This window comes from Micromonospora sp. WMMD967, assembly GCF_029626165.1.
Classification (GTDB): Bacteria; Actinomycetota; Actinomycetes; order Mycobacteriales; family Micromonosporaceae; genus Micromonospora; species Micromonospora taraxaci.
In genome coordinates this window covers 5,769,048-5,790,955 of sequence record NZ_JARUBK010000001.1, presented here as the reverse complement: position 1 = coordinate 5,790,955, position 21,908 = coordinate 5,769,048, and the positions used below count along the sequence as shown (strand labels likewise).

The window sequence follows — 21,908 nt, the reverse complement described above, 5'->3', positions numbered from 1 at the left end:
GGCGCGTCGAATTGCCGTCCTGCGACCGAGCCTAGCCACGATGGCAGGGGCGGGCACCCAGATCGACGAAGCGGCGGGAGTGCGCCCGTTCGCCCACGGCGTCCGGGATTTGCCGTGCCGCTATGGCGCGATCACGTGATGCGACGACGACGTCCGGCCGCCGATCATCGAAGGCATGGCCCACTCGACCCGACTTCCCGGTCTGCACCGGCTCCGCGTCGTACTCCTGATGTTCGTTCTTCTCGCCAGTACCGGGGCGGGTGGTCACGCCCCGCTGTGGACCCGCCTGGTGCTGGTGGCGACCGCAGCGGCGATTCCGGTCGCGGTCGCGGTCCAGTACGGCTGGGCCGGGGTGCGCGCCCTGCTGGGGCTGTCGTCCCGGCTACGGCTGCCGGATGGATCCGTTCGCGCACCCCGTCCGATCCAACCCGAGTGAGGAGTCAGCGATCATGGTGAACAGCGATCCCCAGCCGCGGCGCGGCGACCAGGGCGCGCCTCCCTTCGCAGGCCGCAACGTGGAACTCGAACGGCAGAATCCCGACCTGTTGGTGCCGCCGACCACCGACAGCCGGCTGGTGCCCAATCTGAAGTTCTCGTTCTCCCAGGCGCACACCCGGGTGGAGAAGGGCGGCTGGACCCGGGAGGTCACCAGCCGCGACCTGCCGATCGCCACCCAACTCGCCGGTGTCCAGTTCGGTCTCGAACCGGGCGCGTACCGGGAGATCCACTGGCATCAGCAGTCGGAGTGGGCGTACGTGCTCAGCGGCAGTTGCCGGATCAGCGCCGTTGACCAGGAGGGACGCAACTTCATCGAGGACGTCAAGGAGGGTGACCTGTGGTTCTTTCCGCAGGGCATCCCGCACAACATCCAGGCACTCGAGGACGGCTGTCAGTTCCTGCTGGTCTTCGACGACGGCGCGTTCTCGGAGAACAACACGTTCCTGCTCAGTGACTTCTTCGCCCACACTCCTCGGCACGTCCTGGCCAAGAACTTCGGCTGGACGACGGAACAGATGCAGAACCTGCCCGAGCGGGAGAAGTACATCTTCCAGGGTGACGTTCCACCGCCGCTGCACCAGGACCGGGTGGTCAGCCCCACCGGCGACATCCCGCGAAGCTTCAAGCACCGGATGCTCGCGCAGACACCGCAACGCTTCCGGGGTGGGACGGTCCGGGTCACCGACTCGACCAACTTCGCCGCGTCGGTGACCACCGCCGCCGCCCTGGTGGAGGTCGAGCCGGGTGGAATGCGCGAGTTGCACTGGCATCCCACCACCGACGAGTGGCAGTACTTCATCTCCGGCACCGGACGGATGGGTGTCTTCGCGTCGCAGGCCGCCGCCCGGACGTTCGACTTCCAGGCCGGCGACGTGGGCTACGTGCCCTTCGCGTACGGCCACTACATCGAGAACACCGGCGACGAGCCGCTGGTGTACCTGGAGATGTTCCGGCACCCGCGCTTCGAGGACATCTCGGTGATGCAGTGGATGGCCAACACACCCCACGAGATCATCGCGGACACGATCAACGTGTCGAAGTCCATGGTCGACGCGCTGCCGACCACCAAACAAACGGTGATCTGACCACGGTGACCGCCTCTCGCGTGGCCGCCACCGCGAGCGCCCGTCCGGCCCCGACGGCCCGCTCGGGTACGGCGTCCGGCCGCCCGTCGTCGGTCGGGCGGCCGGACCGGTGGATCAGGAACCGGCGGGCGCCGGAGATGTGGGCGCCTCGGCAGGTCGTCGGCGTCGGGACACCGCGCCGACGACGACGTCGATGACGAGGAAGGCCAGCAGGGTGAGCCCGAACAGCGGCAGTGCCCAGCCGATCGCCGCCACCACCGGTACGCCGATGAGCAGTGCCCAGAGCGGCAGACCACGGACGCCACCACGGGCCGGTGGGGTGCCGGCGAGGGCGCGTCGGTCGGTGCGGGTGGGGCGGCGTTGCCACCACATGCGGTAGCCCCAGACGATGACGCAGAGCAGCCCGAGGGCGATCGCGGCGAGCAGGATCTGGTTGATCGGTCCGAAGAGGATCCCCATGTGTGCCTGGATGCCGAGGCCGCTGAGTTTGGCCAGCAGGGGCCAGTCGGCGAAGTCACTGCGGGCGGTGACCGCACCGCCGGACGGGTCGACGGCGACCCGGTCCTTGGCGACCGGCCAGGTGTTGTCGACCTGCGTCACGGTCCACGCCGAGCCCGGCTCGGCGGCCGGGGCGATCTCGACCGGGCCGGACAGACCGGCCCCACGGGCGGCCGTCGCCACCCGGTCGAAGGCTGCCGACTCGACCACCCCGCCCGCCCCGGGAGCGCCGTGGTGGCCGCCGCCGGTCGCGTCGGGGGCGACGGGATCGGCGAGGAGGCTGGTGGAGATGACCGGGGTGCGGGCGTTGAGCGCGTCGAGGCCGGCGCTGAAGTTCGCCCCGGCGTAGCGGGACCAGGTCAGCCCGGTCGCGGAGAGGAAGAGCAGGCCGACGGTGAGCCAGATGCCGGTGGTGGCGTGCCATCCCCGGGTGCGGCGGACACCTTTGCCGGCGGACAGGTCCGGTACGAGCAGGTGGCGGGCGGTGGCGCGGGCGGCGCTGCGGCGACGCCACCAGAGGACGACCCCGCCGAGTGCGAGCACCCAGAGCCAGCTCGCTGCCAGTTCGGAGTAGTGCTCGCCGACCGCGCCGAGGTGCAGGTGGCGGTGCAGGTCGTCGAGCCAGGTGGTGGCGGGGGTGGAGCCGAACCAGGTGGTGAGCTGTCCCTGCGACTCGGCCGTGTACGGGTTGATGTAGACGGTGTGCTGGTTCTCGCCGAGTTCCGGCATGGAGAACGTCACCCGGGTGGTCTGGTCGCCCTCGCCGGGCTGCACGGCGGTGATGCTGCCCTCGGGGTGCGCGTTGCGGGCGGCTCCGACCTGCTCGGCCAGGGACACGGGACGGTCACCCACCTGCGCGACTGTCAACTTGTCGCCGTAGAGGACCTGGTCGAGCTGCGGGGTGATGGTGAACGCCAGCCCGGTCAGCGCGGCGGTCACCAGGAACGGCGCGACGAGGATGCCGGCGTAGAAGTGCAGCCGCAGCAGCAGCGCGCCGAACGGCGACGCGCGCCGGACCGGTCGGCCCCGGGGTTCGGCGCTGGTGGCGGGTTCCGGCGTCGCCGCGCCGGACAACTCGGTGAGAGACATGCTGATCCGATCGGGATAGTCGGGATACCCCCGAGGGTGTCTCCCGTACTGACGTGGTCGCCCGGTGGTGGTGTGGCGTCGGTTCCGGCCCTGACGTGGTAGTCGGACAGCCGGACCGATTGGTTCCCACTGATGCTCGGCCGGCGAGCGGTTCGGCTCAGCGGCGGGCAGCCCGTCGCCACAGCAGCACGGCCGCCACCGCGACGAGAATCACGAGCGCCGCACCCGCCACGAGGACGCCGGCATTCGCGCCGCCGCCGTCGGGTTGCACCGCCGCCGCGCCGGACGGCGTGCTGGACGTGGCGGCCTCGACGACCGGCGCGGCGCTGGACGTGGGGTCGGCCACGGTGAACGGGTACGACCCCTGCACCGGGTGCCCGTCGGCGGAGACGACCCGGTAGGCGACCGTGTACGTGCCGTTCGGGAGGGTGTCGGTCACCTGGACGGTGCCCTTCGCCCCGGCGACCACCGGCTCGCCCGTGCCGACCTTCCGCTTGGCGGCGTCGGTGAGAACGATGGTGGTGAACGTGGGATCGAGCCGAGACATGAACTCGAGCACGATCTCCGTCGGTGCGCTGGTCAGCGTCGACTGCTGCACCGGGGTGGCCGCCCGCAGCGAGTTGTGGGCCCAGGCCGGGCCGGCCGCGACGAGCAGTGCGACGAGGACGGCGAGCGCCGCCGCGCCGAGTCGGACGGCGGTGCGGCCCAGCGGCGGTACGGGCATGTGGAGGCTCCGGTTCATCCGAGCACCTGCTCGCCGATCCACCCGCCCGCTTGGCAGCCGGGTGGGATGGCGAAGACGGCGGAGCCGATCGGGGTGGTCCACTCGTTGAGCAGGTCCCGCTCGGCCAGCCGGCGTTGAATCGGCAGGAACTGTCGGGCGACGTCCGCCTGGTAGGAAGTGAAGACCAACCCGCTGTCGGCGTGGCCCTCGGCGGTCGGCACCCCGTCGTAGTTGTAGGGCCGGCGCAGGATCTTCAACCGGTCGTCGGTGACGTGCGCGCGGGTCAGGTGGGAGAAGTCCGGGATGACAGTGAGCCCGTGCTCGTCGGTCGCGGCGAAGTCGGGCTCGTCGTGCTCGGCGGCGCCGGTCAACGGTGCTCCCGTGTCGAGCCGCCGGCCGACGGCGAGTTCCCGGTCGGTGCGGCCGAGCAGGTCCCAGGTCTCCATGTTCATGCTGATCCGGCGTACGACCAGAGTGGTGCTGTCGCGCAGCCACGCGGGCCCGTCCGGCACCCAGACGGCGGAGTCCATCGGCACCCCGGGTCGGGGGTTGGCGGTGCCGTCGAGCTGACCGAACAGGTTGCGTTGGGTGTGGCCGCCCGGTTCGACGCCGGGGCTGCGCCGGAAACCCTGCTGCACCCACCGGACGGTGGCGAACGGCCGGCTGTCCTTGATCAGCACCCGTTGGGCGTGAGCGACGCTGATCGGGTCGTCCGCGCAGATCTGGAGCAGCAGGTCTCCGCCGGTCCAGGCCGGCTGGAGCCGGTCGACGCGGAACGGCGGCAGGTCGGCGACCGAGGCCGGCCGCCGGTCGTCGACGCCTGCCGCCCGGTACAGGGCGGGCCCGAAGCCGAAGGTCACTGTCAGCCGGGCGGGCAGGAGTCCCAGTTCGGCCTCGGTGTCGGCCAGCGCCGGCTTGCCCTGGGTGAGGCGGGCGGCGTCGTCGGTGAGCAGCCGCAGCATCCGGCCCAGCGCGGCCCGGTCGGTGCCGGCCCGCAGCGTGAACGCCACGAATGCCGCGTGCGCCTGCGGTTCGGTGGTCACACCGGCTTGCCGCACGCCGTGGAACGGCTCGACCAGAGCGCCGACGCTCGCCACCGGCGTGGTGTCGGCGGCGGCCGGTGACTGCCCGCTGTCGGTGCGGGTCGCGGCGATGGCCGCCCCGCCGGCGAGGGCTCCGCCGGCGGCCAGTGCCCCGCCGGTGAGCAGGCCGCGCCTGCTCACCGGCCGGACGGGTGGCGTGTCGGTCACGATGCCGGGCTCATGCTCATCTCCGGCGTGGCACTCGTGCCGGGCATCGGCTGGCCGTGCCCGGGCGCGTAGCTCTCCTGCGCGCCGGTGAACGGCTTGGCCACGGCCGTGAACTGCTGGGTCCTGCCGTCGGCGAACGTCAGGGTGAACGTTAACTCGTCGCCGGCCTGCACCGGCTTGGCGAGGTTCATCAGCATCAGGTGGTCGCCGCCGGGCTCCAGCGCGTGCGTGCTCTTCGCCTTGATCACGACGCCGCCCTGCTTGGCCTGCATGACCATCTTGCCGTCCTTCATGGTCATCTCGTGCAGCTCCATCGGCGACACCGAGGTCGTGGCTCCGGTCACCGTGACATCGCTGTCGCCGTCGTTGACCAGGGTCCCGAAGGCCGCCGTCATCCCCTTGTCGGCGGCCTTCACCCACGGGTCACGAATGCCGAGCACCCCGGCGTCCGGGTTGGCCGAGGACGACGCGGACGGACTCGCCTGCCCGGTCGACGGAGAGTCGGACGATCCGCATCCGGCGGCGCCCACCGCCAGGATCGCGGCGGCGATGACGGCGGCCGAGCGGCGGCGCGGACCGAGCGGGCTGGTGCTGAGCATGTGTTCTTCCTCCGATGGTTGCTGCTGGCTGGATGGTCGGCCGCAGCGGGGAGAAAGTTCCAGGCTCAGGGCACGTTGATCGTGTACTCGGCGGTCTGCACCTTCCCTTCCACCTGGAAGTCGAAGAAGGCCCGGTACCGGCCCGAGCTGGGCGCGGTCAGCCAGAACTGGACAGTGCCGTCGACCAGCTCCTGCTCCGGGTGGACGTGCACGTAGCCGAGATCGCCCTCGCGGACGACCACCAGGTGCCCGTACGCGCCCAGGTAACGCTCCAACTGCGCGGGCCCGGCCGCGTCGGTGCGCTGGACCTGGAACTGCATCGGCGCGGTCACCCCCACCGTCGGGGTGCCGCTCATCGACACCGCGTACGGCCCGGCCGTCGCCTGTGCCTGCGCCGGCGGCAGCGCGGCCGGGGTGTGCGCCCCCGGCACCGTGTGGTCGACGCCCAGCACGAGAGGCACCTGCGCGCCGTTGGCCGCCGTCACGGAGAAGTCGGCGTAGACGCGGTAACCACCGGGTCGGGCCAGCGTCAGGGGGACGCTCCAGGTGCCGTCGGGGGCCATCGTCGGGTGTACGTGCTGGTAGCCGGTCAGGTCGCGGCCCACCACGATCATGTGCAGCGGCTTGTCGTGGACGACCGCGAAGCGGGTCGCCGGCTGCCGGTCGGTCCCGACGATCCGGAAGCGGTAGTCGGCGCGTACCCCGGCGGGTTGGGACCGCTCCACCGGTTGCAGGGTGTACCCACCGGCGCTGACCGTCGTCCCGGTCGCCAGCGTCTCGCCCGCCGCGCCGTCACCTCGGTGCGTGTGCGGACCGGTGCCCGCCGGGTGTTGGTGCCCGTCGGTCGCGGATCCCGCCGGCCCCGAAGCCGGCGGACCGCCGGCCGGCTGCCGGGCGGTGTTCGACGGGCTCTGGTCGCCGGTGCCGATGCGGGCCAGCCCGAACCCGGCCAGCAGGGCGACCACCAGCCCGCCGACGAGCAGCGCCAGGTGGCCGTTGCTGAGCCGGGACCCGGGTGCCACCCCGGCGAGGTCCGTGTCCGGCCGGTGGCCGGCCTCGACTGTCGACTCTTGGTCGGTGGTGGAAGGGGCCTGCGCCTCCTGATCGGTGCTGGCGACGGCCTTCGCCTTCTGCTCAATGGGCGTCGGATCGACCGCGTCGGTGGGCGTCGGGTCGACGGCGACGCCCGTGCGGGCCGTGACGACCGCGTCGCCCGTCCGCGCCGCCGGCACGGTGGCCGGTCGCCGCTTACCACCCGTGGGCTTCGTGCCGACACCGCTCACCGCGGCGGCCGTCCTGCCGGCGGAGGACTTGGCGGCGGCCGTCTTTGCGGCGGCGGCCCTGGCTGGGCTGGTCTTGCCGGCGGAGGGCCGGTTCGTGGTGCGTGCGCCGCCGCCGCGTCGACCGGAGGCCGCCGGCGAGGTACGGCCCCGTCCGGTGGGTTTGCCGGTGGACGCCGTCCGGCGACGCCAGACGACGAATCCGGCCGCCGCCACGAGTGCCGCGATCGCCGCCGCCCAGCCGGCCCAGGCCAGTCCTCCGGAGCCGCTCTCCTCGCCCGGCCCGGTCGGCGGGGCCGCCGCAGCTCCGGTCGGCGGGGTCACCGGCTGGGCCGAGGTGGTCGGCACCGCCGACGCCTGCCCGGACGACCCGTGCTGCTCGGTGGCGGCCACCAGCGCCGGGTCCGGCTGCGTCGTCGGCGGGCTCCACCCCTTGGGTGCCGCCGTCACCGGCCCGTTGTAGCGGAACGTCAGCGTGCCCCGCACGGTGTCGCCGTCCGAGGCGACCGACAGGTAGCTCACCGAATACTGGCCCTTGGCTGGCAGGTGGGTGACCGCCACCGTCGCGGGAAACCCGGTCGTGTACTCCCGTGGCTCGAACTGCCCGTTGACCAGGAAGTACTCCCGTACCGGCTTGTCCAGCGGCTTCGGCTCCCCGTACGACCAGCTGTTGTCGACCCGGATGCCGCCCGGGGCGGTGACAGTGAAGAACGCGTTCGGCGCGGCCTTTTCGGTGAAGAAGAGCTGCACCGCCGTCAACGGCTCGCTCACGGTGGCCCCACCCGCCGGCGTGGACATGGCGAGAGTGCCGTGAGCCGAGGCGGGTTGGGCGGACGCGAGGAGTGCGACCGCCGAGGCGAGGAGGAGCGCGAGGACACCCGAGAGCACCCGCCCCGGAGTCTGAGGGAGACGACGCATCTGAATATCCTGACCGGAGTGAGGCTTTTTTCAAGAGCTGGCGATCTTTTTCCTCACATGGCAAAAGCTGACGACGCTCCGGCGCCGCCTCCGCGCTGTGCCCCCGGTACCGGGACTTCCCTGGCCAGCTATGCTGCGGGCGGCGCTGGTTCGCCCCGTCGTGACCGTCGGGGCGTCGTAAGAGGGAACCCGGTGGAAGTCCGGGACTGCCCCGCAGCGGTGAGTGGGAACGAACGCCGTCATCAGCACTGGGCCGTCGGCCTGGGAAGCGACGGCCGGTAGGAGACCGGCGTGACCGGTCAGGCCCGCGAGTCCGAAGACCTGCCCGCGCTGCGCACACGACCGTGTGCGCCGCCGTCGGCCTCGCGGGTGGGCTGAGCGGGTGACGTGCCGTCCGTCGGCGCGTGCTCGTCGGGTGTCCGCGTACCGGTGGTGTGGTTTCCCGAGAGACGGACTACCGCTGTGCACGACACCGCCACGATCGCCGGCCGAGCGCCGTCGGCGTCGCACCTGACCCTGTCGCAGATCATGGACCAGCACCACACCAACCTGATGGGTACGGTGCACGGCGGCCGGATCCTCAACCTCATCGACTCGGTGGCCGGAGTCGTCGCCGCCCGGCACTCCGACGGGCCGGCGGTCACCGCCGCCATCGACGAGACCGCGTTCCTGCGCGCGGTGCGGGTCGGCGACGTCGTGCACGTCGACGCTCGGATCACCTGGGCCGGACGCAGCTCGATGGAGGTCGCGGTCAAGGTCACCGCCGACCGGTGGGACCGGGCCGTTCCGCCCACCGACGTGGCCACCGCCCACCTGGTCATGGTCGCCATCGACGACGACGGCCAGCCGAGGACGGTGCCGCCGCTGCTACCCGAGACCGACGGGGACCGGAGGCGCTACCGCGAGGCGGAGATCCGTCGGGAGCACCGGTTGGCGTTGCGGAGGGCGCTGCTCGACGGCGTCGACGAGGGCTGAGGGGCGGCTCGGGCTCTCGCCCCGTTCAGCGGATCTCGCCCGAATCGTCGTCCTGGCCGTCACCCCGGATGTCACCCGGGCGGCACCCCCAGTTGGATAGCGTCCACGTGATGTCTGGATCACGGAGGGTGTGAATCGTCATGCGCGCTGCGGTGCTGCGGGAGTTCGACAGGCCGCTGACGGTCGAGGAGATCGATCAGCCCTCTCCCCAGGCGGGGCAGGTGCTGGTGCGGATCGTCGCCAGCGGGGTCAATCCACTCGACACGAAGATCCAGGCCGGACAGGCCGCGCACGCGCGCGTACGACCGCCCGCGGTGCTCGGGTTGGACCTTGCCGGGGTCGTCGCCGCTGTCGGCGCGGAGGTGGCCGGCTTCGCGCCGGGAGACGAGGTGTACGGGCTGTGCGGGGGAGTGGGTGGGCTACCGGGTTCGCTGGCCGAGTACGCCGCCGTGGACGCCCGGTTGCTGGCCCGCAAGCCTGGCGGCCTCTCGATGCGCGAGGCCGCCGCATTGCCACTGGCGGCGATCACCTCCTGGGAGGGGCTTGTCGACCGCGCCGGGGTCCGCGCCGGGCAGAAGGTGCTGGTGCACGGCGGTGCCGGCGGTGTCGGTCACGTGGGCCTGCAACTCGCCCAGGCAAAGGGTGCCGAGGTGTACGCCACCGGCGGGCCGGCGAGCGTACGGGTGATCGAGAGCCTGGGTGCCGTGCCCATCGACTACACCTCGACCAGCGTGGAGGAGTACGTCGAGAGGCACACCGCTGGTGAGGGGTTCGACATCGTCGTCGACAACGTCGGTGGCGCGACGCTCGACGCGTCGTTCGCGGCGGTACGCACCTATCACGGGCACGTCGTCAGCGCGCTCGGTTGGGGCACCCACTCGCTCGCCCCGCTGTCGTTTCGTGGCGCGACCTACTCCGGCGTGTTCACCCTGCTACCGATGCTCACCGGCCGGGGCCGCGAACATCACGGCGACATCCTGCGGGAGATCGCGACGCTGGCCGACGCCGGCGCGCTGCGCCCGCGACTGGACCGGCGTCGGTTCACGCTCGACACCATCATGGACGCTCACCGTGTGGTCGCCGACGGCATCGCCGAGGGCAAGGTCGTGGTGGACATCGCCGACTGACCGGCCGGGACGTCAGGTAGGGCTTACGCGTTGCCGTGACCTGCCGCGTCGATGAGGCCTCCGAGACGGTAGCGCAGGACGCGGGCCTGGCTGATCGACATCGCTACCCGGTCGGACGCCAGGCCCCCGGTCGCGCTCAACACCACAGTGGTTTCAGCCGCCGCATGGGCAGTTTGGACCAACGCCACCGTGATGATCGACGCTTCCGGTCGGTTGGTGTCCACGTCCGAGACATGCGACCGGTGTTCCCCGCGCCGGTCGCACCCGTCGCGACCGCACCACCGGGGATGCTGGTCGTCCGCCGCCAACGCCCCGGTGGCGAAGATGTGCACGAACCCGCATCGCCGCTCCACGTCCCGCGTCATCGGGGCCGTGGCGGTGGTGAACCCCGCTGCCGTGATGGCGTCACCCGCCGTGTTCGGGTGTGCGGCGGCTCGAAGCGCGTGCGCCACTGGCGTGCGATGCCCCACCGAGGAACCAGATCCGCTCCGGTCTGCGCTTAATCCGCTGATCCGAAGCGGTCGAAGACGGCCCGTGCGCCAAGCGATCGACCACCGAAGAGATGCCTGCCGTTCCACTCGATCGTCCGCTCGAATGAATCCCCTACGCAGAAGTGCAGGCGACCGCCTATGCGCCCGTTGCCGGGAGTCCACAGCCGAAGTGGAAGGTGGTCGACGAGCCAGGCGAGCACGGCGAGACCATAGCTGACGCCGGGTCGAGCGGTTGTCGCCACGATCCGCGCAACATCAGGGTTGTTGCTGCTTCCCGCACGTCGGAGGCAGCAGTATCCGGGTAGTTGCGCGGATCATGACTGTCGCACGGTCCGCCCGGGGTGGGACCCGGCGGTCCGTCAGGTCCGGGTCGGGGTCGTGCTGTTCAGGTCGACGATCCGGTCGGCCCAGCGGTCCATCAGGGTCTGGTCGTGGCTGATGACGAGGACACCGGCCCGCTGGGTTCGCTGGTAGTCGCGGATGATGGCGGCGACGTGCGCCTGGGTCGAGGCGTCCAGCATCGCCGTGGCCTCGTCGCAGAGCAGGTAGTCCGGCCGGTGTACGAGGGCGCGGGCGAGGCAGGCGCGTTGTAGCTGCCCGTCGGACACCGCGTGTGGCCGTCGGCCCCGCAGGTCGGCGGTGAGGCCGACGAGGTCGGCGAGTTCGGCCACGCGCTCCCGGACCGTCGCATCGGGCGTTCGGACGGCACGGAGCGGTTCGGCGATGAGGTCGTCCAGGCTCAGCCGGGGATCGGCGGCGGCGCGCGGGCTCTGGAACAGCACGGCGACGCGGGTCCGCAGGGCGACCGGTACGGCGTACCGCACTCCGTGCACCGGCGTCCCGTCGATGCTGACCCGGCCGTGGTCCGGGCGGTGCAGGAGGGCCAGGACCCGGACCAGTGTCGACTTGCCGCAGCCGGACGGGCCGCGCAGCCCGACCGTCTCGTCTCGACCGACCCGCACCGTGACGCCGTCGAGCACGACCTGACGGCCGTACCTGACGGTGACCTGGTCGGCGAGCAGGTGCTGTTCGCTGGTCACGTGACGGCTCCGGTGCGGATCGGGTGGTGGCAGGCGACAGTGCCGTCGCCGGCGATCGGCGTCGGCGACGGCTGGCTCGCGCAGGTGTCGGTGCGGTGCGGGCAGCGGGGCGCGAACGCGCAGCCCGGAGGCAGCGCGGTGAGCATCGGCGGGTCGCCCGGCACCGGCCGGAAGGCGCGGTCCGGCAGGGCGTCGAGGAGCGCGGCGGCGTACGGGTGGGTGGGCGCGGCGAAAAGATGACCGGCATCGGTGTGTTCCACGATGCGGCTGGCGTACATGACCGCGACGGTGTCGGCGACCCGTTGCGCGGCGGCCAGGTCGTGCGTGATGAGGACGACGGCCGAGCCGTTGTCGCAGCGGCGGCGCAGCAGGTCGAGGGTGTGGTCCACCAGCGGCCGGTCGAGGCCGGTGGTGGGCTCGTCGGCGATGAGCAGCGACGGGTCCGGTGCCAGTGCGAGCGCGGTGACCAGCCGCTGGGCCATGCCGCCGGAGAGTTCGTGCGGGTAGCGGTCCAGGTCGGCCGGGTCGAGCCCGACGTCGAGGGCGAGCCGCTCGGCGTCCGACCGGTCCCGATCGTGTGCCCGGAGTGTCTCGGCGAGCAGTCGCCGCCCGGTGCGGACCGGGTTCAGCGCGGTGGCCGGGCTCTGCGGGACCAGCCCGACCCGACGGCCGCGTACCCGGCGGGCCAGCTGACGCTGACCGCAGGTGACCAGGTCGACCGGGTCGCTGTCCGGGTCGTGCAGGACGGCGCGGCCGGTGATCGTGGCGTTGCCCGGCAACAGGCCCAGCAGAGCGTGGGCCAGGACGGACTTGCCGCAGCCGGACTCGCCGACGACGGCGAGCAGTTCCCCGGCCCGTACGGTCAGGTTGAGGTCACTGACGGCGCGCACTGTCGTGTCGCGCAGCCGGAACTCGACGCCGAGGCCGTCCACGGCGAGCAGCGGGCGATCCACGGCGGCGCGGCGGGGTGCCTCAGCGGCGGCGTGTTCGGTGGTGGTCACAGGTGCAGCTCCGCTCGGACCCGGGGATCGAGGCGGTCCCGCCAGCGGGCGGCGATGACCGCGATGGCGAGGGTGACGACGACGATGACCGCACCCGGTGCCAGGCTGGCCCACCAGGCGCCGGTCAGCAGCGACCCCTGACCATCGTTGATCATGTTGCCGAGTGAGGCGAGGTGCGGCGGCAGGCCGAGGCCGAGGAAGGACAGCGCCGTCTCGTGCCACACTGCGTGCGGGATCATCAGGGTGGTAGCCAGCGCCAGCCGGGGTAGCACGTGGGGCAGCAGGTGTCGGGTCAGGACCCGACCCCGGCCGGCCCCTCCGCTGATGGCGGCGTCGACGAACGGCCGGGTACGCAGGCTGAGCAACTCGGACCGGACGATGCGCGCCGTGGAGAGCCAGTGGGTGAGCCCGACGGAGGCGATCACCGCGCCGAGGCTGGGACGCAGCATGGCGACGATGAAGATGCCCAGCAGCAGGTGTGGCATGGCGGCGATCGTGTCCACCATCCGCATCAGGATCCGGTCCACACGGCCGCCGAGGGTGCCGGCGATACCGCCGATGACGCCACCGAGGACGGTGGCGACCAGCGCGGCGACAGCGCCGACGAGCAGCGACACCCGCAGCCCGTAGACGGCGCGGTGCGCCACGTCCCGGCCGAGGTCGTCGGTGCCGGCGAGATGGGTCCAGGACGGCGCCAACCGGGTCTGGTCCAGGGCCACCGCGCTCTGGTCGAGCGGCCAGACGAGCGGGGCCAGGAGCGAACCGGCGACAGCGACGGCGAGGACCAGGCCGGCGACGACGGCACCGGTCTGGCCGGGTCGCCACCGCAGTCGGGACCGGGCCACGCGGAGCAGCGGCGGCCGGGTAGCAAGGTCAGCCATCGAGTCGCACCCTCGGGTCGGCGGCGGCGTACGCGAGGTCGGTCGTGAGGTTCGCGGCCAGCACCACAGCCGTGGTGACCAGCGTGATCGCCGCCAGCAGCGGGAAGTCGCTGCCCAGCGCGGCAGCCACCGTGACAGCGCCGAGACCCGGCAGCGAGAAGACCGTCTCGACCAGCACCGCACCGCCGACCAACTCCGGCAGGTGGGTGCCGACCAACGTGAGGAACGGCAGCAGCGCGGTCCGCAGCGCGTGCCCAAACAGCACCGTCCGCCCCGGCAACCCACGGGCCCGCGCCGCGAGCACGTGGTCGTCGCGCATGCTCTCCGCGACCGCGTCCCGGACGAACAGCACGAACCACGGCGCCTGCGACACGGCCAGCACTCCCACCGGCAGGATCAGGTGGTGCGCCACGTCGACCCAGGACGTGCTGGTCGCGGTGACGTCGGTGAGCCCGCCGGCCGGCAACCACCCCAGCGCCAGCGCGAACACGGCGATCGCGGCCAGACCCAGCCAGAAGACGGGCATCGACTCGACCGCGTAGGCCGCCGCCCGTAAACCCCTGTCGAACAACCCACCCCTGCGGTACGCGGCCAGCGCACCCAGCAGCAGACTGCCGACCAGGACCAGGGCGAGGGTCACGCCGATCAGCAGCAGCGTCCAGCCGGCCCGGGCGGAGAGCACCGAGGCGACCGGCTCGTGTCGACTCGTCGACCAGCCCAGGTCGCCCTGGACCAGGTTGCCGATCCAGCGCAGGTACTGCACCGGCAGCGGGTCGTCGACACCCCAGTTGGCGCGGATCTGCGCCAGGTTCTCCTCGCTGGCGGTGAAGGCCGCCGCGCCCGCGTACTGCTTGGCCGGGTCCACCGGCGAGGCGGCGCCGAGGGCGAACATTCCGATGCTGGTCGCCGCGAGCACCGGAACGGCGACCAGGAGCCGGCGTCGGACCACCGCCCCCGCCCCGGCCAGTCGACCCGAGCGGGTCACGACCGCTTCCAGGTGTCGATGTTCCACCAGATGCTGTTCGCCACCCCGTGCTCGTGTGCCTCGACCCGGGGGGTCACGCCCTGCACGGAGGACTTCACCACGTAGGTGTGCCGTAGGTAGGTGAGGAACAGCCACGGCACGTCGGCGGAGAGCTGCTTCTGGAACTGCGCGTACGCGGCCTTGCGGCGGGCCGGGTCGATCTGGTCGCGGCCCTCCTGCAGGGCCCGGTCCACAGTCTCCGAGCGGTACGAACCGGGGTTGAAGTAGCCCTGCCCCGCGAACTGGGAGCCGAACAGCTTGTACGAGACGAAGTCCGGGTCGTACGGCGTGCCGTAGCCCATCAGCAGGGCGTCGGACTTCATCCGCGGGTCGATGGCGTCCCAGGTGAGCCCGGCCGGGGTGACCTCGATGCCGATCTTCTTCGCGTCGGCGGTGACGGCCAGGGCCAGGTCCTTGCGCAGGGTGTCGGTCGCCGGGTACATCAGCGTGAACCGGGCGGGGCGGCCGTCCTTGGCCCGTACCCCACCCGCGCCGGGCTTCCAGCCGGCCGCGTCGAGCAGCGAGCCCGCCGCCGTCGGGTCGGCGGTGGCCGCGCCGAAGGTCGAGGGCTCGGCGAACTCGGAGGTCGGCGGGACCGGTCCGAACGCCGGCTCGCCCGCGCCGCCGAGGATGCCGGACACCATCGCGGCACGGTCGACGGCGACGGTGAGCGCCCGGCGGACCGCCGGGTCGGCGAGGACCGGGTTGCCCATCGGTAGCATCACGCCGCGGTAGTCGGCGGTCGGCACCCGCTGCACCCGGTACGCGGTGTCGGAGTCGAACCCGGTGGCGAGCTTCGGCGGCAACTCGGCGGCGTCGAACTCACCGGCCCGCATCCGCTGGGCGCGGACGTTGTCGTCGGCGACGAACGCCACCACGACCCGGTCGTTCGCCGGACGGCCACCGAAGTAGCCCTCGTTGGCGGTGAGCACCAGCCGGTCGCCCGGCGTCCAGGACTCGACCTTGTACGGCCCGGTCCCGATCGGCTTCCGGTTGAACCCGGTGGTGTTGATGTCCTGCCCGCTGAGCAGCTTCGACGGCACGATGCCGAGGGTGAGCCGTTGCAGGAACGGCGCGTACGGGTAGCGCAGCGTGAACACGACTGTGGACGCGTCGGGCGCGGTCACCGACTCCACCATGTCGAGATCGGAGCGCAGCGTGGAGTCCACAGTCGGGTCCAGCACCGCCTGGTAGGTGAAGACGACGTCCGGTGCGCTCAGTGTGGTGCCGTCGTGGAACCGCACGCCGTCGCGCAGTGTGGCGGTCACGGTGCGCCCGTCGGGCGACACGGTCGGCAGGGCTGCGGCAAGACCGGGGACGAGGCGGTTGTCAGCGTCGCGGGAGACGAGCCCGTCGAAGATCAGCGCGGCGCCGTCGACGCCGAAGTTGAGCACCGGGTTCAGTGCGTCGGGCTCGTCGGAGGTGGCCACGACAAATGTGGCGCCGCCGGCTGCACCGTCCGGGGTGGTCGGGGCCGAGCAGCCGGCGAGGACGAGCATCCCGGCCGCTGCGGTCGACGCCACGAGGCGCCGGAAGGTCGGACGGATCCGGGTCACAGAACGCTCCTGTGGTCTGGGGAACAGGTCGTGGGCGTGCTGGTGCAGCAGCCACAGTTGATGATCACGGTGGCACAGTTGCAACTTATTGGCAATTGCGAGTTGTCTGCATCATGAACACGAGGGCGTGGGTGTCCATGCCGGCCGACGCGTTGATCAACTAACTGTTCACGTCGTCGTTTCGTCTCACACACCAGCCCGGACCTGCGCGTTTCCCGGCGGTCAGCATGGTGGTCGCGAATCGTGCAGCCGCAATCCTGGAGCTCTCCTTGTCCCAGCACCGACGTCGGCGACGACGAAGCCCGGTGACGGTGATCCCGCTGGCGGCCCTTGCCGTCGCCGCGGCCGTCCTGGCCCTGCCGTCCCCGGCGGCGGCGCACCCGTTCGGTGACCCGCAGACCGTGTCCATCACGCCCGACGAGCAGCGGCCCGACGTCGTGCGGGTGCGGTGGCGCGTCGGAGGCCCCGACGACCTGACACTGCTCGGAGTCTCGCTCGGCCTGCTGCCGGCCGACCGCGTGCTGCTCGACGGTGCTGTCGACTACCGTGCGACCGATCCCGCCGTGCTCGCGTCGTCCGAGCAGTTCCCCGCGTACCTGCTCAAGCAGATCACCGTGGCCGACGGGCCGCGGCAGTGCGTCGGCGTTGTCGCGCCGCTGAAAGCCCTCGCACGGGCGGGCGCGACAGTCGACTACACCTGCCCAGGGCCGGTCGGCACGGTCACTGTCGCGGTGCGGATGCTCACCGACCTCAACCCCGCCTACCGGGCGATGGCGACCGGCCCCGGCGGGCAACGCGCGGTGTACGGCTCCGGCGAGGACTCCCACGACTGGACCCTCGCCGGCGGCGCGCCCACCGTCGGCAGCACCAGCCCCAGCACCGGCCGGAGTGCCGCCATCCAGCTCGCCGCCGTCGTCGGTGCTGCGCTGCTGGTCGCGGTCGGGGCGCTGCTCGTGTCCCGGCGGGTGCGGCGACGGCGGGCCGTGGCATGACCGCTACCGCAGTCCTCTCCGCGTCCCTGTCGGACCGGTTGCAGGACATCGTCAACTCCCCGGGCGTACCCCCACTCGCGTTCGTGCTGGCCTTCGCCGCCGGAGCGGGGCACGCGGTGGCCCCCGGCCACGGCAAGAGCCTGGCCGCCGCCTACCTCGCCGGCTCGCGTGGCCGGATCCGGGACGCCGCGTGGCTGGGCGGTTCGGTGGCGGTCATGCACACGCTGTCGGTCCTGGTGATCGGCGTGGCATGGACGTTCCTGTCCCTGTCCGAGGTGATCCGGATGCAGGAACTCACGAGCTGGCTGCAACTCGGTGCGGGTCTGATCGTCCTGGCCACCGGCCTGTGGATGGTACGCCGGCACCTGCACGCCGCCGGCCACAGCCATGGTCACGGTCACAGCCACGATCACGCCCACGGCCACAGCCATGACCACAGCCACGGCCACACCCACAGTCACGAGCACGGCAAGCGCCCCGGCCTGCTCCTGCTGGGCATCTCCGGCGGGCTGACCCCGTCCCCGGCCGCGTTCCTCGTGCTGGCGACCGGATTGTTCATCGGTCGGGCCGGCTTCGCCCTGCTGCTGGTCCTGACGTTCGGGCTCGGCATGGCCGTGGTGCTCTTCGGCGTCGGGGTCCTCGCGGTCGCCGGTAGCTCGCTGGTCACCCGGGGAGCACAGTCCCACGCGATTCTCGGCCTGGCCACCCGGGTGGCGCCCGTCCTCGCGGCCAGCGGCATCACGCTGTTCGGCGCGGGCCTCGTCACCGTCGCCGCGATCCACCTCGTCGCCGTCGGCTGAGCGGCGGCGGACGAACCATCGTCGGTGGTGACGGTCCCGGTCGACCGGCTAGGGTTCCGCTGTGTTTCGCGCCGTCGTGTTGATCGCTGCTGTCGTGCTCGCCTCGGACCAGGCCACGAAGTACTGGGCCGAGTCCGCGTTGTCGGACGGGCAGACCATCTCCATCGTGGGTGACCTGCTGTCCCTGCGGCTCGTCTACAACCCGGGCGCCGCCTTCTCCATCGGGTCTTCGTACACCTGGATCTTCGCGGTCTTCGCGGCGGCGGCCGTGGTCGCGGTGACGGTCGTGGCGCGGCGGGTCACGTCGCGTCCTTGGGCCGTGGCGTTGGGGTTGGTGCTCGGCGGCGCGACGACGCACCTGCTGGACCGCCTCTTCCGCGAGCCGGGCTTCGCTCGCGGGCACGTGGTGGACTTCATCGACTACGCCGGGTTCTTCGTCGGCAACGTCGCCGACATCGCGCTGGTGGTCGGTGTGGCCATCGTGATGCTGCTCAACCTGCGGGGCGTCCCGCTGCGGGAGACGGCCCCGTCGGGCGAGGCGCACAGCGACGAGCAGGTGTCGTCCGCCTGAGCCAGGCGTCAGCTCAGGCCAGGACGACCTCCAGTCGGCGCGGGCCGTGCACGCCCTCGACCCGGTCGAGTTCGATGTCGCTGGTCGCGGACGGGCCGGAGATCCAGGTCAGCGGCGAACGCGCGTCCAGCCGGGTCAACGCCTCCGGCAGTAACCCGACGACCTGGTCGGCGCGGACGACGCAGATGTGCCGGTCGGGCACCAGGGTGAGCGCCCGCCGACCCTGCGTCGGACCGGCGTCGAGGACGATGGTGCCGGTGTCGGCGATCGCCACGGCGCAGCCGGTCAGGACCGCGTCCGTCGCGTCCAGCTCCGCGGGTGACAGAGGTGGCGCGTCCCGGCAGACCTGCCCGGCGTAGCCGGCCAGCCAGTCCGGAGGGACGTCGGTGGGGACGGCGAGTCGGTCGACCGTTGCCAGCAGCCCGGGCAGGGCCCCGATGCCGTGGTGGACGGCCGCCCGGTAGTCCTCCAACCGGTCCACGAGGACGGCGACCAGGTCGGAGCGGTCGTCGACGCGCCGATAGCCGCGGGGCACCGGCACCGCCGGCGGGTCGTCGGCCAGGGCCGTGCGCAGTCGCGCCAGGATGTCGTCGCGTGCGGTCACTGCGTGTTCCACCATTCACGGAAGGTCTGCGGCGCGGGCAGCGGCACGTCCCGTGACCGGGTCCAGGCCGAGGCAGGCCAGGGCAGTTTACGCAGCGTACGGGCACCGGCGCGACGCTCGCGGTACGCGCCGAGTGGTCCCGCGCCGATGCGGGCCAGACGCAGGGCGGCGGCCCAGCGGCGAGGGCTGCGCATCACCCAGGACAGGACGCGCATCGCGGCCCGTTCCGCGGGTGGGTGCGGTGCCTCCTGCCGGAGGTGGACCAGGATCTCCGGAATGTTGATCTTCACCGGGCACACGTCGTAGCAGGCGCCGCAGAGCGTCGACGCGTACGGCAGGGAGGCGTTGTCGGCCACGCCGGTCAGCTGCGGCGACAGGATCGCGCCGATCGGCCCCGGGTACACCGAGCCGTACGCGTGCCCGCCGGCCCGCTCGTACACGGGGCACACGTTGAGGCAGGCGGAGCAGCGGATGCAGGACAGCGCCGGCCGCCCGACCGGGTCGGCCAGCACCGCGGACCGGCCGTTGTCGACCAGCACGACGTGCACGTCCTGCGGACCGTCGCCGGGGGTGACGCCGGTCCACATCGAGGTGTACGGGTTCATCCGCTCGCCGGTCGAGGATCGCGGCAGCAGTTGCAGGAAGACCTCCAGGTCAGCGAAGGTCGGCAGCAGCTTCTCGACGCCGACGACGCTGATCAGCGTCTCCGGGAGGGTGAGGCACATCCGCCCGTTGCCCTCGGACTCCACCACGACGAGCGTGCCGGTGTCGGCGACGGCGAAGTTGGCGCCGGACACGGCGACCCGGGCCGAGAGGAAACGTCGCCGCAGGTGGACGCGGGCTGCCTCGGCCAGCGCGGACGGCTCGTCGGTCAGGTCGGCCGGGACGTCCGGCATCCGACGCTGGAAGATCTCCCGGATCTGCGTCCGGTTGTAGTGGATCGCCGGCACCAGGATGTGCGAGGGGGTGTCGTCGCCGAGCTGCACGATCAGCTCCGCCAGGTCCGTCTCGTACGCGACGATCCCGGCCGCCTCCAGAGCCTCGTTCAGCTCGATCTCCTGGGTCGCCATCGACTTGACCTTCACGACCTCGTCGGCCCCGGCGGCCCGGGTCAGCTCGACCACGATCCGGCAGGCCTCGGCCGCGTCCCGCGCCCAGTGCACCGTGGCGCCGGCGGCGGTGGCGGCCGCCTCGAACTGCTCCAGCAGCTCCGGTAACCGGCGCTGGACGTCCGCCTTGATCGCGGAGCCGGCGTCGCGCAGGGCCGCCCAGTCGGGCACCTCGTCCACCACGCGGGCGCGCTTGGCGCGGATGGTGCGGGTGGCCCGGTGCAGGTTGGCGCGCAGTTGGGTGTCGGCGACGGCCGGTCTGGCCGCGGTGGGGAAGGGCAGTGGCGTGCGGATGCGTCCGCTGCCGGTGGTCGGTGCGATCGAGGGGTTCACGAGGTCGCACCCGTCGAGGCGAGGATCTCCGCGTAGTGCATGGCCCGTACGCCGGACCGGTGGCGGTCCAGGCCGCCTCCGATGTGGGCCAGGCAGGAGTTGTCGGCGGCGGCGAGCACCCGCGCCCCGGTCTCCCCGACCCGGGTGCACTTGTCGGTGAGCATCGCGGTGGAGACGTCCGGGTTCTTGACCGCGAACGTGCCGCCGAAACCGCAGCACTCCTCGGCGTCGCCCAGCTCCACGAGGTCGATCCCGCGCACCTGGCGCAGCAGTTTCAGCGGTCGGTCGCCCAACCGCAGCAGGCGCAGGCCGTGGCAGGTGGGGTGGTAGGTGACAGTCTCCGGGAACTCCGCTCCGACGTCGGTGACGCCGAGGACGTTGACGAGCAGTTCGGACAGCTCGTAGGTGCGGGCGGCCACCGACGCGGCGGGCGGGTGCAGGCGCGGGTACTGGTCACGGATCATCGCGGTGCACGACCCGGACGGCGCGACGATGGCGTCGTAGCCGTCGAACACGTCGACGTAGTTGCGCACCATCGGCATCGCCTCGGCCCGGTAACCGGTGTTGGCGTGCATCTGCCCGCAACAGGTCTGCCGGTCGGGGAACTCGACGGTGTGGCCGAGCCTCCGCAGGATGCGGGTGACCGCGATGCCGGTGGCCGGGTACGCGAGGTCGTTGACGCAGGTGATGAAGAGGGCTATGCGCACGGCGGCTCCTCGGAGGGGTCGGGGGTGGTTCAGGCCGGGTCGCGCGGTGCTCCGGGTGCCGGAAGCTGGTCGAACGCGGGCAGGTGGCGCTCCCGGGCCGCGATCAGGTGGGCCCGCATCGCCTCGGTGGCGGCGTCGGAGTCACCGGCGGCGACGGCGGCGGCGATGCGCTGGTGCTCGGTGTTGGTGTCCGGTGCACCGGTGACCGGGAAGTACAGCCGGTGCAGGTGCAGGTGAGAGTGCAGCCGCGTGATGCTGTCGCGCAGCAGCGGGCTGCCGGCGACCTCGGCGATCAGGTCGTGGAACGTGGCGTCCAGCGCGGTGAACGCGGCGTGCCGACGGTAGCCGTCGCCGGCCTCCACGTCGATCGTCGCCGCCGCCTCGGTGCTGATCCGCTGCCGCTCCTCGGTGGAGGCGTGGGCGGCGGCCCGGCCGGCGGTGGCCCCTTCCAGCAGCAGTCGGACCTCGAACAGGTCGTCGAACTCGGCGCGGGTCAGCAGCGGCGTGGTGGAGTAGCCGGACAGCGGGCGTTTGCGGACCAGACCGTCGGCTTCCAACCGGGCGAGCGCCTCGCGCACCGGAGTGGGGGAGACGTCCAGCTCTCGGGCGAGAGCGTCGATGTTGACCCGCTCACCCGGCGGCAGGATGTGGTCCATGACCAGGGTCTTTATCGACTCGTAGACGTCGTCGGCGAGGGTGAGCCGGCGGGCGGGGCGGAGTCGGCCCTCGCGAGTCTCCTGCTGGGCCATCTCGTCT

Annotated in this window: 22 protein-coding genes and 1 riboswitch; of the genes, 7 read left to right on the top strand and 15 right to left on the bottom strand. The window is 72.1% G+C overall.

What is annotated here, in order from left to right:
- Window positions 1–175: 175 nt before the first annotated feature.
- Both O7631_RS26080 and O7631_RS26075 read left to right on the top strand, forming a co-directional pair.
- A complete protein-coding gene (locus O7631_RS26080) occupies window positions 176–436 on the top strand; it encodes a hypothetical protein (RefSeq protein WP_278146691.1) in 261 nt (86 codons plus the stop codon).
- A 13-nt stretch (window positions 437–449) separates the two neighbouring features.
- The gene (locus O7631_RS26075) at window positions 450–1,583 is read left to right on the top strand and encodes an oxalate decarboxylase family bicupin (protein WP_278146690.1); all 1,134 of its coding nucleotides are present in this window, start codon (window positions 450–452) and stop codon (window positions 1,581–1,583) included.
- A gap of 114 nt (window positions 1,584–1,697) precedes the next feature.
- Here the strand turns inward: O7631_RS26075 and O7631_RS26070 are convergent, their stop codons facing one another.
- The 5 genes from O7631_RS26070 to O7631_RS26050 form a co-directional block, all read right to left on the bottom strand.
- Complete coding sequence (locus O7631_RS26070; RefSeq protein WP_278146689.1) at window positions 1,698–3,170, bottom strand: PepSY domain-containing protein; 1,473 nt, start codon at window positions 3,168–3,170, stop codon at window positions 1,698–1,700.
- A gap of 157 nt (window positions 3,171–3,327) precedes the next feature.
- Window positions 3,328–3,894, bottom strand: coding sequence for a copper resistance CopC family protein (locus O7631_RS26065; RefSeq protein ID WP_278148025.1), 567 nt, complete (start codon window positions 3,892–3,894; stop codon window positions 3,328–3,330).
- 14 nt (window positions 3,895–3,908) lie between these two features.
- Window positions 3,909–5,117: a Dyp-type peroxidase gene (locus O7631_RS26060; RefSeq protein ID WP_278148024.1), complete on the bottom strand. Its 1,209-nt coding sequence runs from the start codon at window positions 5,115–5,117 to the stop codon at window positions 3,909–3,911.
- A 23-nt stretch (window positions 5,118–5,140) separates the two neighbouring features.
- Window positions 5,141–5,743 (bottom strand): copper chaperone PCu(A)C, encoded by a 603-nt coding sequence (locus tag O7631_RS26055; RefSeq protein WP_278146688.1) that lies wholly within the window; start codon window positions 5,741–5,743, stop codon window positions 5,141–5,143.
- Window positions 5,744–5,808: 65 nt separating this feature from the next.
- A complete protein-coding gene (locus O7631_RS26050; RefSeq protein WP_278146687.1) occupies window positions 5,809–7,941 on the bottom strand; it encodes a copper resistance protein CopC in 2,133 nt (710 codons plus the stop codon).
- A 129-nt stretch (window positions 7,942–8,070) separates the two neighbouring features.
- Window positions 8,071–8,285, top strand: a riboswitch (cobalamin riboswitch).
- 118 nt (window positions 8,286–8,403) lie between these two features.
- Between O7631_RS26050 and O7631_RS26045 the strand changes: the two genes are divergently transcribed.
- Both O7631_RS26045 and O7631_RS26040 read left to right on the top strand, forming a co-directional pair.
- Window positions 8,404–8,916, top strand: coding sequence for an acyl-CoA thioesterase (locus O7631_RS26045; RefSeq protein ID WP_278146686.1), 513 nt, complete (start codon window positions 8,404–8,406; stop codon window positions 8,914–8,916).
- Window positions 8,917–9,056: 140 nt separating this feature from the next.
- Window positions 9,057–10,043, top strand: coding sequence for a zinc-dependent alcohol dehydrogenase family protein (locus O7631_RS26040; RefSeq protein ID WP_278146685.1), 987 nt, complete (start codon window positions 9,057–9,059; stop codon window positions 10,041–10,043).
- A 23-nt stretch (window positions 10,044–10,066) separates the two neighbouring features.
- Here the strand turns inward: O7631_RS26040 and O7631_RS26035 are convergent, their stop codons facing one another.
- From O7631_RS26035 to O7631_RS26010, 6 genes are all read right to left on the bottom strand, one after another.
- Complete coding sequence (locus tag O7631_RS26035; protein ID WP_278146684.1) at window positions 10,067–10,267, bottom strand: hypothetical protein; 201 nt, start codon at window positions 10,265–10,267, stop codon at window positions 10,067–10,069.
- A gap of 626 nt (window positions 10,268–10,893) precedes the next feature.
- Window positions 10,894–11,574, bottom strand: coding sequence for an ATP-binding cassette domain-containing protein (locus O7631_RS26030; RefSeq protein ID WP_278146683.1), 681 nt, complete (start codon window positions 11,572–11,574; stop codon window positions 10,894–10,896).
- Complete coding sequence (locus tag O7631_RS26025; RefSeq protein WP_278146682.1) at window positions 11,571–12,575, bottom strand: ABC transporter ATP-binding protein; 1,005 nt, start codon at window positions 12,573–12,575, stop codon at window positions 11,571–11,573. Before O7631_RS26025 ends, O7631_RS26030 begins: the two co-directional genes overlap by 4 nt.
- On the bottom strand, window positions 12,572–13,456 hold the full coding sequence (locus O7631_RS26020) for an ABC transporter permease (protein ID WP_278146681.1): 885 nt from the start codon (window positions 13,454–13,456) through the stop codon (window positions 12,572–12,574). Before O7631_RS26020 ends, O7631_RS26025 begins: the two co-directional genes overlap by 4 nt.
- Complete coding sequence (locus O7631_RS26015; protein ID WP_278146680.1) at window positions 13,449–14,468, bottom strand: ABC transporter permease; 1,020 nt, start codon at window positions 14,466–14,468, stop codon at window positions 13,449–13,451. The genes O7631_RS26020 and O7631_RS26015 overlap by 8 nt, the downstream gene beginning before the upstream one ends.
- Entirely contained in the window at window positions 14,438–16,036 is a 1,599-nt protein-coding gene (locus O7631_RS26010; protein ID WP_278146679.1) for an ABC transporter substrate-binding protein, read from the bottom strand. Before O7631_RS26010 ends, O7631_RS26015 begins: the two co-directional genes overlap by 31 nt.
- 305 nt (window positions 16,037–16,341) lie before the next feature.
- Between O7631_RS26010 and O7631_RS26005 the strand changes: the two genes are divergently transcribed.
- From O7631_RS26005 to lspA, 3 genes are all read left to right on the top strand, one after another.
- Complete coding sequence (locus O7631_RS26005; protein ID WP_278146678.1) at window positions 16,342–17,028, top strand: hypothetical protein; 687 nt, start codon at window positions 16,342–16,344, stop codon at window positions 17,026–17,028.
- Entirely contained in the window at window positions 17,025–17,828 is an 804-nt protein-coding gene (locus tag O7631_RS26000; protein WP_278146677.1) for a cobalt transporter, read from the top strand. The genes O7631_RS26005 and O7631_RS26000 overlap by 4 nt, the downstream gene beginning before the upstream one ends.
- A gap of 61 nt (window positions 17,829–17,889) precedes the next feature.
- Window positions 17,890–18,399 carry a signal peptidase II gene (gene lspA, locus O7631_RS25995; RefSeq protein WP_278146676.1) on the top strand — a complete coding sequence of 170 codons (510 nt, stop codon included), beginning with the start codon at window positions 17,890–17,892 and terminating at the stop codon, window positions 18,397–18,399.
- Between the two features lie 13 nt (window positions 18,400–18,412).
- On the opposite strand, the gene O7631_RS25990 is transcribed toward lspA, so the two are convergent.
- From O7631_RS25990 to O7631_RS25975, 4 genes are read right to left on the bottom strand one after another with little or no spacing between them, the layout of a single operon-like run.
- Complete coding sequence (locus O7631_RS25990) at window positions 18,413–19,003, bottom strand: LUD domain-containing protein (protein WP_278146675.1); 591 nt, start codon at window positions 19,001–19,003, stop codon at window positions 18,413–18,415.
- Window positions 19,000–20,445: a LutB/LldF family L-lactate oxidation iron-sulfur protein gene (locus O7631_RS25985; protein ID WP_278146674.1), complete on the bottom strand. Its 1,446-nt coding sequence runs from the start codon at window positions 20,443–20,445 to the stop codon at window positions 19,000–19,002. Before O7631_RS25985 ends, O7631_RS25990 begins: the two co-directional genes overlap by 4 nt.
- Complete coding sequence (locus O7631_RS25980; protein ID WP_278146673.1) at window positions 20,442–21,152, bottom strand: (Fe-S)-binding protein; 711 nt, start codon at window positions 21,150–21,152, stop codon at window positions 20,442–20,444. Before O7631_RS25980 ends, O7631_RS25985 begins: the two co-directional genes overlap by 4 nt.
- A gap of 29 nt (window positions 21,153–21,181) precedes the next feature.
- A complete protein-coding gene (locus O7631_RS25975; RefSeq protein ID WP_278146672.1) occupies window positions 21,182–21,901 on the bottom strand; it encodes a GntR family transcriptional regulator in 720 nt (239 codons plus the stop codon).
- Window positions 21,902–21,908 lie beyond the last annotated feature (7 nt).